This window comes from Rufibacter roseolus (genome assembly GCF_017916365.1).
In the GTDB taxonomy this organism is placed as follows: Bacteria; Bacteroidota; Bacteroidia; order Cytophagales; family Hymenobacteraceae; genus Nibribacter; species Nibribacter roseolus.
Map to the genome: position 1 here is coordinate 2,054,944 of NZ_JAFMSU010000001.1, position 15,167 is coordinate 2,070,110.

The window sequence follows — 15,167 nt, forward strand, 5'->3', positions numbered from 1 at the left end:
GTTTTAGATCTGTTTTTTAGAAAACAGGCTCTAAACGCCTTTTCTCTGAGGTTCCTTCCCGTGCGCTCAATTTATATTAAGGACATTCACATAACCAACAATCAGCAATCAACAATGAACAATCAGCCATCAAGCCCGGGTAACGGTGATTTCCAGCACTACTTGAGTGTTCTCGGTGACCTTGAAGCGGTTGTCCAGTTGCTGGCCTATGACCCAGGTGAGCGACGCATCCGAGACTAATACCCAGACATCGGGTTTAAGGTTGGCCGGTATTTTACGGTCTATGAGCAGGTCGCTGACTTTTTTCTTGCCGTTCATGCCCAGCGGGATAAACCAGTCGCCTTCTTTCCAGGGGCGCAGCTTCAGCGGAAACTTCACCAGGTCAGCGTCTAAGGCGGCTACGTCTTTGGAGCGCGGCACCTTGTAGCCCTCGGCGGGTTTTCGGGTGAATTTGGCCAAATAAGGCCCGAAACGCAGTTCGGTGGCATCCTCGGGCACGGTCACGCTCCCGAATTTCTCCAGCGGCTTGGGGGTGATGACCAGGTCCTCGCGGTCTTTTACCAGCACGTGGGTGGGGGAGGAGAAGGTCTTCCCGGACTGGGCTTCCCAGGCGGCGGCGATCTCCTGCGTCTGGCTGTAGGAGAAGTTAAACGGTTTCAGGAGTTCATGTAACAGAACCACGGGTGCGGGGCTGGCTTGCAGGGGGGCAATAGAAAGGTAAGTAGCTCCGTTCTCCTGGCGTTGCGTTTTGGCCTTCATTTCAAGAACAGAGGCCTGAAATACGGCCTCGGCGCCCTGCAGGCGTTCCAGGGTGGAGGTGAAGGTCTCTTCCAGGTTGGGGTTGAGTTTCTTGAGCACCGGAATGACCTCGTGGCGCATCAGGTTGCGGTTGTACTTGCGGCTCTCGTTGCTGGAATCTTCGCGCCATGCCAGGCGTTTGGCTACTAGCCAGTCGTAGAGGTCGTCTTTGGTGAGGCCCAGCAGCGGGCGAATGAGGTTCCCGTTTTGGGGCAGGATTCCGTGAAGGCCGGCCAAACCGGTGCCGCGCACCAGGTTCAGGAGCACGGTTTCCAAGGCATCGGACTGGTGGTGGGCCGTGGCGATGACGTCGTAGCCCAGTTGTTGGCGCATCTGCTCAAACCATTGGTAGCGCAGGGTGCGGGCCGCCATCTGGATGGAAATGCCTTCCTGCTCGGCGAAGGCCTGGGTCTGGAACTGCTCGCTGTAGAAAGGCACGTCGTAGTGTTTGGCCAGCTTGCGCACGAACAGCTCATCAGCCTCTGACTCCTCGCCGCGCAGCCCGAAGTTGCAGTGCAGCACCGCGAACGGGAATTTGAGGCGGTGCAGGACATCGGCCAAGACCACCGAATCCAGACCTCCGCTCACGGCGGCCAGAATACGGGTTTCAGGGGAGGCGAGCTGGTGGGTGGTTATATAGTTTAAAACTTTCTCGAGCATCGGTAAAGGAAGGGTATTTTTAGTAATTTTGTTTCTCTTATTGGCATTGATGAAGTTCACAAAGATAGGTTTAGTATCTCTTTTCTCCCTGTTCTGGGTTAATTTGGCTTTTGGGCAGGGTACGCCGGCCCCGGCGCCGACAGGAAACGGGCAGCCGGTGGAGGTATCGGCGAGCACGCTGCAGTCCGGCCGCTACAAAGGCGAGGAGGTGCGCCGACTGCTGGGCAACGTGGTCATGCGCCAGGGTCAGACCACCCTTACCTCAGACTCGGCCTATCAGTACGCCAGCGACCGCAACAAGCTGGAGGTTTTCGGGAATGTACACATCACCCAGCCCGGCATGGACGCCACCAGCGCCACAGCCAGCTATGACGGTACCCGCCGCATCGCCAACATGCGCGGCAATGTTACCCTGCGCGACGAGCAGATGACCCTTACCACACCCTCCCTGGACTACGACCTGAACGCCAAGCGCGCCTACTATACCGAGGTCGGAAACATTGTGGGCCCGGATTACACCATCAACAGCCAGTTGGGTACCTATACCTCCGAGGACAAGGTGCTCACGTTCAAGAAAAACATCAAATACATTGGCCAGAACGCCGAGGTGGTGAGCGATACCATGTCGTACAACACGGTGACAAAGGTGGTGGAGTTCTTCGGGCCTACCACCATCAAATCACCGGACGGCACGCTGTACGCCAATCGGGGTACGTACAATACCGTCACCCGGGAGTCTAACTTCAGGGGCAACGCCAGCATCAAAACCCCGGATTACCTCATCAAAGGTGAGGTGTTGACCTACGATAAAACGAAGGAATACTACACGGCCTCCAGAAACGTCTCCATGACCTCCATCAAGGATACTACCATCATCACGGGGCAGACGGCGTTGTACTGGCGGGCGAGGGGCAGGGCCAAGGTATACGGTTCGCCGGTCATGCGTACCATTGAGAAGCGCGATACCATGTACCTCTCCGCTGATACGCTGGTTTCGGTGGAGAACGTGAAAGACAAAACCAAGAAAGGCAAACTCTACGCTTACCACGATGTGCGCATCTTCAAGTCTGACCTGCAGGGTCTTTGCGATTCTTTGACCTATGACCAGCAGGACTCCACTATCTACATGAGCCGAAATCCGCGGTTGTGGGCCAATAAAAACCAGATGACCGCAGATAGCGTGATTCTGCGGTTGCGCAACAACACCATTGACCAGATGCACATGTACGGCAACTCCTTCGCCATCTCCTTAGACACGCTGGACAACTACAACCAGGTTAAGGGGCGCAGGATGATCGCGCGGTTCGCCAACGGCAAGATCAGGCGCATTGACGTGAACGGCAACGCTGAGAGCCTTTACTTCGCCCTGCAGGGCGATTCCACTACTATGGGCATGAACCGGGCAGTGAGTAGTGACATGCGCATGATGTTTGACGAAGGCAAGGTGCAGTACATCACGTTCCTGGAGCAGCCAGACGCCAAGCTTATTCCGCCGCATGAGCTCAAAGACCCTGATAAACGATTGAAGGGTTTTATTTGGCGGAGCGATGAAAAGCCTACCCGGGCCTTTGTGCTAGCCAAAAGAGGCCCTAAGAAAAAGGCCACGCCGGCAAAACCCGTGGCAGGCCCGGCAAAGTCAAAGAAGGACCAGAAAGCCGATAAAAAAGCAAAACAGGCCCCTAAACAGAATAAAGAAGCTAAAAAGCCTCTGGCCAAAGCCGAGCCCGGTAAATAATTGAGGCCCTATACTGAATGGAAAGACCATCCGTTCTGTTACATATAAAAAAAAGTGTTATTTTTGCGCGCTTATGACCAAACGCATTCTTTCTTATTTGCCTATCCTGCTCGTAGTCTTTCTATTGGGCGCCTGTGGGCAATACAATAAAATCCTGAAAAGCGACGACGTAGACAAGAAATACGCCGCGGCGCTCTCTTACTACGAGAAAGAGGAGTACGAGAAAGCCGGCGCCTTGCTGGAAGACCTTATGCCTTTGCTCAAAGGCCGCAGCGAGTACGAGAAAGCCAACTTCCTCTACGCCTACACCAAATACCACCAGGGCCTGTACCTGGAAAGCTCTTTCCACTTCATTTCTTTCACGCAGACCTTCCCACGCAGCCAGTACGCCGAGGAAGCCGCGTTCATGAATGCCCGCTCTTTGACCAATGAGTCACCCTCGGTGAACCTGGACCAGCAGAGCACCGTGCAGGCCATGGCGGCCCTGCAGGAGTTCATGCGCCGCTATCCGCAGAGCAAGTACATGGCCGATGCGAACAAAATCTACGACGAGCTTTCACGCAAGATTGAGGTAAAAGCCTTTGAGAACGCCAGGCAGTACTACAAACTCACCAACTACGATCCGCAGTATTACAAAGCGGCGGTGGTGTCCCTGGAGAACTTCCGGAAAAACTATCCGTCATCGGTGTATAACGAGGAGGCGGCTTTCCTGCGCATTGACGCTCAGTACAACTACGCGAAGGAAAGTATTGAGTCCAAGCAGCGCGACCGCTACGCCGAGGTAATCACCATGTACCAGACCTTTGTGGATGCTTATCCGCAGAGCAAGTTTTTACGTAACGCCGAGAACCTCTATGACGCCAGCCGCCAAGCGCTGGAGAAACTGAGTAAAGCCCCGGCGGCCGCTGCCGCTACGGCAAACAAGTAATTCAATTTTTGTAAAACCCAATTCACTAGACATATGGCCCAAGTACCAGCATCCATCGTAACGCGTAACATATCTGACCTGGCAGTTGAGACCGGTAACGTATATCAGTCAATCTCCATCATCTCTAAGCGCGCGAACCAGATTGCCGTGAAGGTGAAAGAGGAATTGAACTCTAAACTGGCCGAGTTTGCCACCACCGTGGACAACCTGGAGGAAGTGTTTGAGAACCGCGAGCAGATTGAGATCTCTAAATACTATGAGCGTCTTCCTAAGCCTACCAACATGGCCATTGAAGAGTTTGTAGAAGGAAAAGTATATTTCCGTAACGCCGATGACGAGGAGCAAACCTCTTCCGCGCTTTAATTCAACGTTTCTGAATGCTTCGGCATAAGAAAATAATCCTGGGGGTCTGCGGAAGCATAGCGGCGTACAAAGCGGCTTTGCTGGTGCGGCTCCTCATCAAGGCAGAAGCAGAAGTGCAGGTGATCCTGACCACTTCTGCTTCTGCTTTTATAACCCCTGTCACTTTAGCCACGCTCTCCAAAAGGCCGGTTTTAACCGATTTCGTACGGGATGATTCATCCGGGCTCTGGCACAACCACGTGGAACTGGGCCTTTGGGCCGATGCCCTGGTAGTGGCGCCCGCCAGCGCTAACACGGTAGGGAAATTCGCCCGCGGCCTGTGCGACAACCTGCTGTCGGCGACGTATCTCTCGGCAAGATGCCCGGTGTTCGTGGCCCCGGCCATGGACCTGGACATGTACCAGCACCCGGCGGTACAGGAGAATTTTCAGCTGTTGCGCTCTTACGGGAACCACGTGATTGAGGCAGGCCACGGCGAACTGGCCAGCGGCTTGGTAGGGCAGGGGCGCCTGGCAGAGCCCGAAGAAATCATCCAGGTTTTAGAACAGCATTTCATTTCCCAGAACATTGTTTAGCGGCAAGAAAGTCCTCATTACGGCCGGGCCCACCTATGAGCCCCTGGACCCGGTACGGTTCATCGGTAACCACTCCACCGGCAAAATGGGCTTCGCCCTGGCCCGCAAGTTAGCCGAGCAAGGCGCCGAGGTGAATTTGGTGGCCGGTCCTACGGCACTTACCTTGAAGCACCCGTTGGTACACATCACGCACGTGATGACCGCCGATGAGATGTACGCCGCCTGCGCCCGGAAAGCGCCGGAAACCGACCTCTGGATTTTCGCGGCGGCCGTGGCCGATTATAAACCCAAGGACACCGCTACCTCTAAAATAAAAAAAAGCGATGCTTCTTTTACTATTGAGTTGGTGAAGAACGTTGATATAGCAGCTACCTTGGGCAAGGAGAAACGCACTGATCAGTTTGCCGTAGGCTTCGCCCTGGAAACCGATCAGGAACTGGAGAACGCCCGCGGCAAACTCCTCAAGAAAAACCTGGACATGGTGGTGCTCAACTCGCTCCGTGACCCCGGTGCTGGCTTCAAGCACGACACCAATAAAATCACCATTGTGAAGGCCAACTCCGTAGAGGAGTATAACCTGAAAGCCAAAGACGAGGTAGCACAAGATATTCTGGAATCCATTAAAGCTGAATGGGCATGTTTGCAAAAAAAATAGGCTGGGTTTTACTCTGTCTCCTGTTCCCGCTGGGCGCCATGGCGCAGGAACTACGCTGCGAGGTCACCGTGAACAGCGACCAGGTACAGGCCACCGACCGGCAGGTGTTCCAGCAGATGCAGAACGCCATCTCTGAGATCATGAACAACACCCGCTGGACCAGTGATGTGTACCAGAACGAGGAGCGCATCCGGTGCAAGATGTTCATCACGTTGCGGGCCATGCCGCAGATTGGCGTCTACGAGGCTAACACGCAGATCATCTCCAGCCGCCCTACCTACGGCACTGGCTACGAGACCACCGTGCTTTCCTTCGTGGACACCAAGTTTGAGTTTGAGTATAATCCGGCTCAGCCGCTGCAATACGCGCCCAATACCTATACTTCCAACCTGACCGCCATCCTGTCTTTCTACGCCTATACTATCATTGGCATGGACAATGACAGCTTCTCACGATTGGGTGGGGCCAATGCCTTAGCCGAGGCCAACAACATCCTGAACCTGGTGACCTCTGCGGGGGCCGCCGGCGGCGGATGGAGCGCTACCGCCGATACCCGTAACCGCTACTGGCTTATTAATAACCTGCAGGACCCGCAGTTTGAGCCCCTGCGTTCGGCCATCTACCTGTACCACCGTCAGGGACTGGACCTAATGTCTCAGGATCCCGAGAAAGCCAGGCAGAATATTCTGGAGGCCTTGAAGAACATCCAACAGGTGGCCCGCATCCGCTCCGGCAGCGCCGCTCTGCGGTCTTTCTTTGAAGCCAAAGCCACCGAGCTGAGCAACGCCTTTGCCTCGGCCACGCCCGCCCAGAAGCAGCAGGCCTACGAATTGCTCACCCAGATAGACCCTACCAACCGAGCTAAATACGAACCCCTGACCAGACGCTAGACTTCCGTTTAGGGCCTGTTTTCAGGAAAACACAGATAAAGCATATTCCCGATTTTAAGGTATATTTTACAATAACGTTCTTAAAACGAGAGAAGCCTTCCCCACAAAACTGGGGAAGGCTTCTCTCGTTTCTGGCCTGATGCAAAGGAAGGGTGGTCCCGCGGCTACATATGTGTTGTCCTTTTATACCAAGTGACGAATGCTTTACAATGAAGGAAAAATCACGTTTCTTTAGAGGCTGTTTTACACGAGCAGTTAGGTAATAATTGTTTCTGAACCTGGTTGAGGTTTTAATCCGAGGGCTGGAACAGAGAGGCGGTTGGTGTTGTTGAGAATTTCGGGTCCAGACCTATTCCTTAACCGCAAGGGGAGAACCTGCACCGTTTACCTCTGCCGCACGTACTGGAATAGGAACCTGGCTTATATAGGATTTTCCCATCGCGGCAGCGATTTTCAGGAAATAATTTAGGCTATATTTATTAGTCTTGAAACTAAATAAATTAGCATCTTTGTCTATTGGAGTACACCAACACAACGCAAACTGAAAGAGGCATTCCTACTTTATGCTCGTAGATCTTAAGATAAAAAATTACGCCCTTATTGAGCAGCTGGAGCTGCAACCATCGCCGCTGCTGAACATTATTACCGGTGAAACGGGTGCTGGTAAATCTATCATGCTGGGAGCCATCGGGTTGCTGCTGGGTAACCGCGCCGATTCAAAGTTGCTGTTCAACCAGAACGAGAAATGCGTGATTGAAGGCTCCTTCAACATCTCTGAATACAACCTGGCCGCCTTTTTTGAGGAGGAAGACCTGGACTTTGAACCCGTGAGCCTGCTGCGCCGCGAGATCAGTCCCAGCGGCAAGTCGCGCGCCTTTGTGAACGACACGCCGGTGACCCTGGACCAACTGCGCCGCATAGGCGACCAGCTCATGGACATCCACTCGCAGCATGATACTTTGCTTTTAGGTGACCAGGGCTACCAACTCAATATTGTGGACCTGTACGCTCAGAATGAGGAGCTGCGCAACGGCTACGGCGTGGCGTACCGCACCTATAAAAAGTTGGAGCGCGAGTACAAAGACCTGGAAAGCCAACTGGCGCAGAGCCAGAAAGAACTTGACTACAATACCTTCCTGCTGAATGAACTGTCTGAGGCCAACCTGCAGGCCGAGGAACAGGAGAGCCACGAGGTGGAACTGAAGCAACTGGAGCACGCCGAGGAAATCAAGCTGAAACTGAGCCAGGCCCTGCAGTATATCTCGGAGAGCGAGTACAACGCCGCCGGTGCCCTCAAGGACGCCAGCCACCTGCTGGGCCAGGTTACCGAATACGGCGAGACTTTCCAGACTCTGAAAGAGCGCCTGGATAGCTGCCTTATCGAGCTCAACGACATCGGGAGCGAACTGGAAGATGCCGAGCGCAAAACCGAGGCTGATCCGCAGCGCGCCGAGCAACTGCAGGAGCGCCTGGACCTCATTTATACCTTGCAACGCAAGCACCAGGTACGCACCGTGGAAGAACTACTGGCCCTGCAGGCCGAGCTGGAAATCAAGGTGAGCAGCGTCCACAACCTGGATGCAGCCATTGAGAAAACCAAGAAAGCCCTGACCGCCGCCTTGCAGGAAGTGGAAGCCCGCGCCGAGGAACTGTCCCAGAGCCGTACCGGCATTTTTACCACCTTCCAGGACGAGCTACACAGCTTGCTATTTGAGTTGGGCATGCCTAACGCCAGGGTGGTATTCGAGCACAAGATATCAGCTCCGGCGCCTACCGGGATTGACGTGGTCAACATCCTGTTCAGCGCGAACAAAGGCGCGGCGCCACAGACTTTGAGCAAGGCCGCCTCGGGCGGGGAGTTCTCCCGCCTCATGCTCTGCGTAAAGTACCTCCTCGCCGACAAAACCGCGCTGCCCACCATTATCTTCGATGAGATCGATACCGGTATTTCCGGCGAGATAGCCGTGAAAGTGGGCCGCATGATGCAGCAGATGTCACACAAGCACCAGCTGATCTGCATCTCGCACCTTCCGCAGATGGCCGCTCAAGGCGATACGCACTATTTCGTCTACAAAGAAGACCGTGCCGACCGCACGATCAGCCGTGTGCGTCAGCTGAGCCACGAAGAACGCGTAGTAGAGATCGCCCAAATGATCGCCGGCGCCAACCCATCGGAAAACGCCTTCCAAAGCGCGAAAGAATTGCTGGCGCTGAGTGCCTGATTTGGGAAGAGCCTTTAGGTCTGTTTTTTGAAAATGAGGCCCTAAGCGATGGAGGTTGTACCTGGGATGGCAGATTATGTAGAGAAAGGCATGCCTTGTCTCACGGTTGTCAAATCGATGCAGCGGCAATTCCCAGAGATGGGCACCGCATTACAGATTCTACCCCATTTCCGGTTGTTGGTGATAACACCAATAACGGTTAATACACGGGGAGTCCCTTGCCGCAGATTCTCCCCTTGAGGATTGCCCAAACGAGAGTTTAAGGCAGCGAGCGCAGCTCATAAAGAGGGGTGTTTACATCTGCTAATAATGGCATTCCAATGTAGGGGCAATCCCTTGTGGTTGCCCATTCCCGTTGCCACCGCCATTCCAGTTGTTGGTGATAACACCATCGGCATGCGACAACGACGTACGGAAAATCGGATTATGTAGCTTATACGCTCTTATAAAACAGAAAACCCTCTGCAGAACTGCAGAGGGTTTTCTGTTTAAGGCCTGTTTAGGAGAAATCAGCCGCAAAACAAACCTAGGACGGAACCATAAATGATTACCGCTCTAACTTGAAATCAGGATCAACAGTAGGGCGCTGGGGGGTGTTGGAGATGGCCCAACCGGTGGCATACATCCAGCGAGTCATCTTAGCCAGTTTGGTGATGTCTATCCGCTGCGCCTCGTCGCGGGGTGTGTGGTAGTCTGGGTGCAAGAGGGTGGTGAAGAAGATGGCCGGAATGCCCACGCGCGCGTACGGTAGGTGGTCGCTCCGGAAATACCAGCCCTCGGGGTGGCGCTGTTCGTCCCAGGAGGTGTCTAGCTTGAATTTGGTGAAGTTCTGGTTCGCCTGCAGTGCCATGTTCACCAGCGCGGTTGAGTTCTTGTGCGGTTTAATGGAGCCTAATAGCGCAGCGGAGTCCGGGGCATTACGACCGATCATGTCGCCGTTGAGCACCGCCACAATGGATTCTTTTTTCACAGTGGGGTGCTCGGCGTACCAGCGGGAGCCCAACAGGCCGCGTTCCTCGGCACCGTGCCAGACAAACAAAGCGGAGCGTTGACCGGGGTTCTGTTTCCAGGCGCGCGCAATGGCCAGCATGGCCACACTTACCGTTCCATTGTCATCGGCCCCGTTCCAGATGGAGTCACCGTTAATGGGCGTGCCCACGCCGTCATGGTCATGGTGCCCGCTGAAAAGCACGTACTCGTTTCTGAGGGTAGGGTCTGCACCGGGAGCCCGGGCCACCACGTTGGCTGATGGATAGATGTAGCTGTCTACCTTGATCTGGATTCTGGAAGTGCCGGAGGGTTTGAGGAGGTTGTCTTGCGTGGATTGACCGCTTGCCGAAGGCAGCACGATAAGGGTAGGAACCGCTCTGGAAGTAGTCTGGGCCATGGCTGCCGGACCTTCCAGTTGGTAGCTGCCTTCCTCAAACCCGTGTCCCGCGAAAGTCAGGCTGGCCTGGGTAGTGGAATCCGCGATGAGCACAATAGCGGCGGCTCCGGCCCGGGTAAGAATGGTTCCCTGTTGGCGTACCGCCGATAAAATGTAGCGATAACCCCAGAGGCTCATGCCGGGAGCCGGCAGGTTGGTAGGGGGCAGCATCCGCATGGTTACGATCTTGCCCCGCAGGTTCTGCCGGGTGGTGTCTGCTAAAGAATTAAGAAAAACAGGCGTTCCTTCCACTTGGCCTTCTACCGGCGAGGTTACCCAGACCTCTTTGTTCAATTGAAGTTTGCGGTTGTTGAGCGTAATCTGGCTTTGGGGAGAGACCTGAATCCGACGCAGTGGGAAGAACTGGAAATAAGTACCGTCATCACCGGCGGGAAGGAGACCGGCTTCGCGGGCGCGCTCGGCCATCCAAGCGGCGGCTCGTAGTTCCTCGGTTTCCCCAGCCCGGCGGCCGCGCAGGCTATCGCTGGCTAAAGAGAACAGGTCGCGGCGCAGATCGTCTTCCCTGATCACGGAAAACGCGGGCGGGTTGGTGGCGGAGGCAGGTGTGCTTTGTTGCGAGGTGGCAGCCGGTTTGCTGCAACTACCCAAAACCAGGATAGACAAAGCGCCCAGTGTTGTGAATTTCCGGACCCTTTTAGAAATAGAAAAGTAAGTTTGTGTCATAGGTTGTTCGTTTGGTGTACCCTTATTAAAGAAAGGTCACTATTAAGTGCGATGATCCGTTTAGGCCTGGGCTTTAGAAAACAGGTCCTAAACGGATCACCGGAGTAGGGAGTAATCGGCTTGGAAGCCATTGATTACTCGTCTTCGCGGTTCACGGTGTTGATGTCAAAGGCAGGCACGCAGATAGACCAGTACTCGCATTCCTCATCAAACGGGTTGGCGTACCGGACGCGGGTACCGGCCTTGATGTGCAGGGTTTGGCCCGCCGAGAGCACCACCGGTTCACCGTCCACCTCTATCTGTTTTCTGCCCCGCAGCACAATGGTCACTTCGTCAAACTCAGGGGTCTGATGCGGTTCGCTCCACTGGGGCGGCGCCACCATATGGGCCACGCTAAAGCCCTCGGTGCGGGTGCTGGCCAGTCCGAAGTGCTCCTCAATGAGTTTACCATCGGTGGTAGGCACTCTGAAGGGCGCCGTCTGCAAGTAGTATTTTTTCTCGCTCATAGGGTTTAGTTATTGGTGGTTTTAGTGGGGCATTCGCCTTTGGTGTAGGAGGTAACGCCAGAGATCTCAGCGGTGCAGGCATTGCCATAGGTCTTGCCGTCGCAGCCACATACGGGGTCATATTGCATGGTGCAGGCGCGCTCTTTGTCTATTCTGGCAGGGTCAATGCAAGCGGTGGCGGTTTGCTGGTTGCTCTTGCAGCTGAAAACGGCACCGCACAGCAAAAATGCGGGAAGCAGAAGGTGTTTTTTCATAGTGCTTATTGTCTGGTGAAATATACGCAAATAAGCCAGTTGCGTGCGCATTGGGTTTTCCTCCAGCGGTTTTAGGATTTATTTCCCAAAATGGGTTAAAAACAACTAACCCTCCTCCGTATAAATGCGTAAACCGCTTGAATATATGTTACAATATATATTTATTGTTTAGCATATTGCCGATGCAAGTACCTGCGTTATACAGATGTGCCTGCATAAACATTTATAAAACATCAACCTTTATCTTTTCTTACTATGAAAAATGACAATTCAAAAGTCCTGATCGCCCTTGCCGCTGGTGCAACCGCTGGTTTAGCTGCTGGTATCCTGTTAGCCCCTAGCAACGGAAAAGAGTCCCGCGATGGTCTGTTGAAAGCCGCTGGTCAGTTAGCTGATAGCGTAAACGGACAAATTGCCCCTTACCTGGAGAAACTGAGCGGCTTAACCAGCCTGCTGGGCGGTTCTGAAGGCGCAAACGGTGCCAGCAAATCTTCTGATAACAACGCCTCTGCTGCCTCAGACAACGCAGGCGCGCAGTCCTAAGCTTTTTAGCGCCCCTGGTTTGGCTGCAGGAGATGCATAACTAAATGTTTTTTACTATCGTTAAGGAGAAGTGGGTAATTTAATTTAAACCATAATTCCTATAAAAATAAAGCTCATGAAAGACGATAATGGAAAAATCATTCTGGCTATGCTGGCCGGCGCCGGTGCCGGTATCATAGCTGGTGTTTTAATGGCGCCGGAGGCGGGTGAGACCACCCGTGGCAACCTGAAAAAATCTGCCTCCAAGCTGGGGTCTAACCTGGGTTCAAAAGTGCAGGCCCTAGGTACCAGTGCCAGCGCGCTCATCGGACGGAAATCTTCCGGCGACCCTGAGGTGGTGAATACCGGATCTAACTCTACGCCTACTTCGCACCTGGACAACAACCCAACGGGCGGCAACGTGGACTTGATGACTGGCGACAATCCCCGTGATAACGCCACCGGAACTGCTCCATCAGACATGGGGGCTGGGGTAACCGGCGGAGCCTATGGCGCTGATGCCGGAACGCTGGGTTCAGATACCGATGCAAACGCCACTTCTACCAGCGCGGGTACAACCACCGGCGGCACTACCAAGCCCAAAAGAGCCAGCAGAGCCAAAGGCGCTTCTAAATCCGGGTCAACCGGCACCGGATCAGATGCCTCAGCGTAAAATTATTTTCTCCTCTTAATGTTTTTGTAACCTTCTGGTAGCAGGCTCGTTAAAGAATAGAAAGTATGATTGGTTAAATAAGAAATTGCGAAACAGATGAAGTAACGCAAAGTTGTTTGATGACGTTGAAACTTAAATAAAATTGACCAAAGGTTAAGCTTTTTAAGGGATACTAGAATAACTTAGTAACACAGACGAAAGTCACATCAGTTAGCGAGTAGAAGTTATTTAACCAATATAAGAAAGCCTTCCCAACCGGGGAAGGCTTTCTGCATTTACAGGCTTCTGGTTTTTGGGGCATTATTTTTGAAAAGAGGCCCTTAACGGTTTCTCACTTCCAGAGATCGCTGGCGCGAGCGTCCCGCTCGTGTCCGCACGCATTGTTGACCCTCTTTTGCTTCCTTCTTTTCAGGGTCCAGGTGTTCTGCTTGATCTTCAAAGTACTTCTCCTCCTATTTGTCATCTTGAAAAGATTTTGTGGGCGAACTAGAAAAGCGTTGAAGAAGCGACTTTACCGCTTATTCCTAAGATCCTTTCAGGATGATAAAAGAGGGTAGGGCTATTTATCAGCAATACGTGCGGACACGAGCGGGACGCTCGCGCCAGCGTGTGAAAGCTACGGTTGCACTTTATATGCGTTTCGTAACCAGATTTCAGGAAAACTGCCCATAAACAGAAAGGCCGCTCTCATTGGAGCGGCCTTTCTGTTTTGTATGTATGCTGATGACCATTACCACATCAGCATAGCACATTAATTATTCTCTGGCTTCATTTGCGGGAAGAACAGCACATCTTGGATGGACTGTGAGTTGGTCATGATCATGCTCAGGCGGTCAATTCCGATGCCCAGACCGGCGGTTGGTGGCATGCCGTACTCCAGGGCGCGTAGGAAGTCCTCGTCCAGTACCATGGCCTCGGTGTCTCCGCGTTTGCCCAGCTCTAACTGCTCTTCAAAGCGAGCGCGTTGGTCAATGGGGTCGTTCAGCTCAGAGAAGGAGTTACATATCTCTTTTCCGTTGCAGATGGCCTCAAAGCGCTCTACTAGGCCTTCTTTGCTGCGGTGCTTTTTGGCCAGCGGGCTCATCTCCACCGGATAGTCGGTGATGAAGGTTGGCTGGATCAGTTGCCCTTCGCATTTCTCCCCGAAGATCTCGTCAATGATCTTGCCTTTCCCGATGTTTGGGTCCAGTTTGATGCCCAGGCTAGTAGCGGTTTCGCGAAGTTGGGCCTCGTCCATCTCAGAGATATCAATGCCGGTGAAGTGCTGGATAGCCTCAAACATGGTGAAGCGTTTCCAGGGGCGCGCGAAGTTGATCACGTTCTCGCCAACCTGTACCTCTGTGGTTCCGTGCAGCGCCAAAGCTACTTTCTCCACCATCTCTTCCACCAGGTCCATCATCCAGTAGTAGTCTTTGTAGGCCACGTACAGCTCCACCTGGGTGAACTCAGGGTTGTGGAAACGCGACATGCCTTCGTTCCGGAAGTCTTTGGAGAACTCGTACACGCCATCAAAACCACCCACGATCAGACGCTTCAGGTACAGCTCATTGGCGATACGCAGGTACAAGGTCATGTCCAGGGTGTTGTGGTGCGTCTTGAACGGACGGGCGGCGGCGCCTCCGTACAGCGGCTGCAGGATTGGCGTTTCCACCTCCAGGTAACCACGCTCGTTCAGGTATTCGCGCATGGTGTTCACCAGCCTGGTCCGCTTGATGAAAGTATCACGCACCTCAGGGTTCACCACCAGGTCCACGTAACGCTGACGGTAACGCAACTCAGGATCGGTGAAGGCATCGTACACGTGCTCCACGCCGTTCTCATCCACCTCACGCTTCACAATAGGTAGCGGTTTCAAAGACTTAGCCAATAGGGTCAGCTCCGTTACGTGCACCGAGGTTTCACCCACTTGGGTTTTGAACACATAGCCTTTCACTCCAATGAAGTCCCCAATGTCCAGCATCTTCTTGAACACGGTGTTGTAGAGGTCCTTGTTCTCGCCCGGGGCGATGTCATCCCGCGACACGTAGATCTGGATGCGGCCTGAGCTGTCCATGAGCTCGGCAAACGAGGCCTTGCCCATCACGCGGCGGCTCATCAATCGGCCGGCCAGGCTTACTTCCTGGTAGTTGTTCTGCTCCGGATCGTAGTTGTCCTTTATATCCTTGGCCGTGGCGGTCACGTCAAAAAGTTCGGAAGGGTAGGGGTTGATGCCCATCTTCTGGAGCTCTTCGCGCTCATGGCGCCGGCGTAGTTCCTGTTCGCTTAAATGCATGGAA

General features: G+C 53.7%; 14 protein-coding genes. 9 read left to right on the forward strand and 5 right to left on the reverse strand.

Translation table 11 applies throughout. From position 1 onward, the window contains the following. Nucleotides 1-129: 129 nt before the first annotated feature. A complete protein-coding gene (gene tilS / locus J3P35_RS08135; protein WP_210463827.1) occupies nt 130-1,458 on the reverse strand; it encodes a tRNA lysidine(34) synthetase TilS in 1,329 nt (442 codons plus the stop codon). 49 nt (nt 1,459-1,507) lie between these two features. Between tilS and J3P35_RS08140 the strand changes: the two genes are divergently transcribed. The 7 genes from J3P35_RS08140 (at nt 1,508) to recN (ending at nt 8,826) form a co-directional block, all read left to right on the forward strand. Continuing rightward, a complete protein-coding gene (locus tag J3P35_RS08140; RefSeq protein ID WP_210463828.1) occupies nt 1,508-3,193 on the forward strand; it encodes an OstA-like protein in 1,686 nt (561 codons plus the stop codon). 73 nt (nt 3,194-3,266) lie between these two features. After that, nucleotides 3,267-4,121, forward strand: a complete 855-nt coding sequence (locus J3P35_RS08145; protein ID WP_210463829.1) for an outer membrane protein assembly factor BamD — start codon at nt 3,267-3,269, stop codon at nt 4,119-4,121. A 33-nt stretch (nt 4,122-4,154) separates the two neighbouring features. Beyond that, nucleotides 4,155-4,484, forward strand: coding sequence for a DNA-directed RNA polymerase subunit omega (locus tag J3P35_RS08150; RefSeq protein ID WP_210463830.1), 330 nt, complete (start codon nt 4,155-4,157; stop codon nt 4,482-4,484). A gap of 14 nt (nt 4,485-4,498) precedes the next feature. After that, nucleotides 4,499-5,059, forward strand: coding sequence for a flavoprotein (locus tag J3P35_RS22175; protein ID WP_210463831.1), 561 nt, complete (start codon nt 4,499-4,501; stop codon nt 5,057-5,059). Further along, nucleotides 5,052-5,714 carry a bifunctional phosphopantothenoylcysteine decarboxylase/phosphopantothenate--cysteine ligase CoaBC gene (gene coaBC, locus J3P35_RS22180; RefSeq protein WP_210463832.1) on the forward strand — a complete coding sequence of 221 codons (663 nt, stop codon included), beginning with the start codon at nt 5,052-5,054 and terminating at the stop codon, nt 5,712-5,714. The genes J3P35_RS22175 and coaBC overlap by 8 nt, the downstream gene beginning before the upstream one ends. Next, entirely contained in the window at nt 5,696-6,604 is a 909-nt protein-coding gene (porD, locus tag J3P35_RS08165) for a type IX secretion system protein PorD (RefSeq protein WP_210463833.1), read from the forward strand. The genes coaBC and porD overlap by 19 nt, the downstream gene beginning before the upstream one ends. 563 nt (nt 6,605-7,167) lie before the next feature. Then, a complete protein-coding gene (recN, locus tag J3P35_RS08170; protein WP_210463834.1) occupies nt 7,168-8,826 on the forward strand; it encodes a DNA repair protein RecN in 1,659 nt (552 codons plus the stop codon). Nucleotides 8,827-9,373: 547 nt separating this feature from the next. On the opposite strand, the gene J3P35_RS08175 is transcribed toward recN, so the two are convergent. The 3 genes from J3P35_RS08175 to J3P35_RS08185 form a co-directional block, all read right to left on the reverse strand. Continuing rightward, the gene (locus tag J3P35_RS08175) at nt 9,374-10,936 is read right to left on the reverse strand and encodes a M28 family peptidase (protein ID WP_210463835.1); all 1,563 of its coding nucleotides are present in this window, start codon (nt 10,934-10,936) and stop codon (nt 9,374-9,376) included. A gap of 134 nt (nt 10,937-11,070) precedes the next feature. Further along, entirely contained in the window at nt 11,071-11,442 is a 372-nt protein-coding gene (locus tag J3P35_RS08180; RefSeq protein WP_210463836.1) for a cupin domain-containing protein, read from the reverse strand. A gap of 5 nt (nt 11,443-11,447) precedes the next feature. Then, nucleotides 11,448-11,696, reverse strand: a complete 249-nt coding sequence (locus tag J3P35_RS08185; RefSeq protein WP_210463837.1) for a Kazal-type serine protease inhibitor domain-containing protein — start codon at nt 11,694-11,696, stop codon at nt 11,448-11,450. Between the two features lie 255 nt (nt 11,697-11,951). On the opposite strand from J3P35_RS08185, the gene J3P35_RS08190 reads away from it, so the two are divergent. Together J3P35_RS08190 and J3P35_RS08195 are read left to right on the forward strand one after the other, a co-directional pair. Next, the gene (locus J3P35_RS08190) at nt 11,952-12,239 is read left to right on the forward strand and encodes a YtxH domain-containing protein (RefSeq protein ID WP_210463838.1); all 288 of its coding nucleotides are present in this window, start codon (nt 11,952-11,954) and stop codon (nt 12,237-12,239) included. Nucleotides 12,240-12,354: 115 nt separating this feature from the next. Further along, entirely contained in the window at nt 12,355-12,891 is a 537-nt protein-coding gene (locus J3P35_RS08195; protein WP_210463839.1) for a YtxH domain-containing protein, read from the forward strand. A gap of 751 nt (nt 12,892-13,642) precedes the next feature. Here the strand turns inward: J3P35_RS08195 and lysS are convergent. Further along, a complete protein-coding gene (lysS, locus tag J3P35_RS08200; RefSeq protein ID WP_210463840.1) occupies nt 13,643-15,163 on the reverse strand; it encodes a lysine--tRNA ligase in 1,521 nt (506 codons plus the stop codon). Nucleotides 15,164-15,167: the final 4 nt, after the last annotated feature.

What these genes read in the sequence shown, in the direction of transcription:
- J3P35_RS08185 (WP_210463837.1), bottom strand. Translation starts at nt 11,696, where the DNA reads ATGAAAAAACACCTTCTGCTTCCCGCATTTTTGCTGTGCGGTGCCGTT.
- J3P35_RS08140 (WP_210463828.1), top strand. Translation starts at nt 1,508, where the DNA reads ATGAAGTTCACAAAGATAGGTTTAGTATCTCTTTTCTCCCTGTTCTGG.
- J3P35_RS08145 (WP_210463829.1), top strand. Translation starts at nt 3,267, where the DNA reads ATGACCAAACGCATTCTTTCTTATTTGCCTATCCTGCTCGTAGTCTTT.
- recN (WP_210463834.1), top strand. Translation starts at nt 7,168, where the DNA reads ATGCTCGTAGATCTTAAGATAAAAAATTACGCCCTTATTGAGCAGCTG.
- J3P35_RS08150 (WP_210463830.1), top strand. Translation starts at nt 4,155, where the DNA reads ATGGCCCAAGTACCAGCATCCATCGTAACGCGTAACATATCTGACCTG.
- J3P35_RS22175 (WP_210463831.1), top strand. Translation starts at nt 4,499, where the DNA reads ATGCTTCGGCATAAGAAAATAATCCTGGGGGTCTGCGGAAGCATAGCG.
- J3P35_RS08190 (WP_210463838.1), top strand. Translation starts at nt 11,952, where the DNA reads ATGAAAAATGACAATTCAAAAGTCCTGATCGCCCTTGCCGCTGGTGCA.
- J3P35_RS08195 (WP_210463839.1), top strand. Translation starts at nt 12,355, where the DNA reads ATGAAAGACGATAATGGAAAAATCATTCTGGCTATGCTGGCCGGCGCC.
- porD (WP_210463833.1), top strand. Translation starts at nt 5,696, where the DNA reads ATGTTTGCAAAAAAAATAGGCTGGGTTTTACTCTGTCTCCTGTTCCCG.
- tilS (WP_210463827.1), bottom strand. Translation starts at nt 1,458, where the DNA reads ATGCTCGAGAAAGTTTTAAACTATATAACCACCCACCAGCTCGCCTCC.
- J3P35_RS08180 (WP_210463836.1), bottom strand. Translation starts at nt 11,442, where the DNA reads ATGAGCGAGAAAAAATACTACTTGCAGACGGCGCCCTTCAGAGTGCCT.
- J3P35_RS08175 (WP_210463835.1), bottom strand. Translation starts at nt 10,936, where the DNA reads ATGACACAAACTTACTTTTCTATTTCTAAAAGGGTCCGGAAATTCACA.
- lysS (WP_210463840.1), bottom strand. Translation starts at nt 15,163, where the DNA reads ATGCATTTAAGCGAACAGGAACTACGCCGGCGCCATGAGCGCGAAGAG.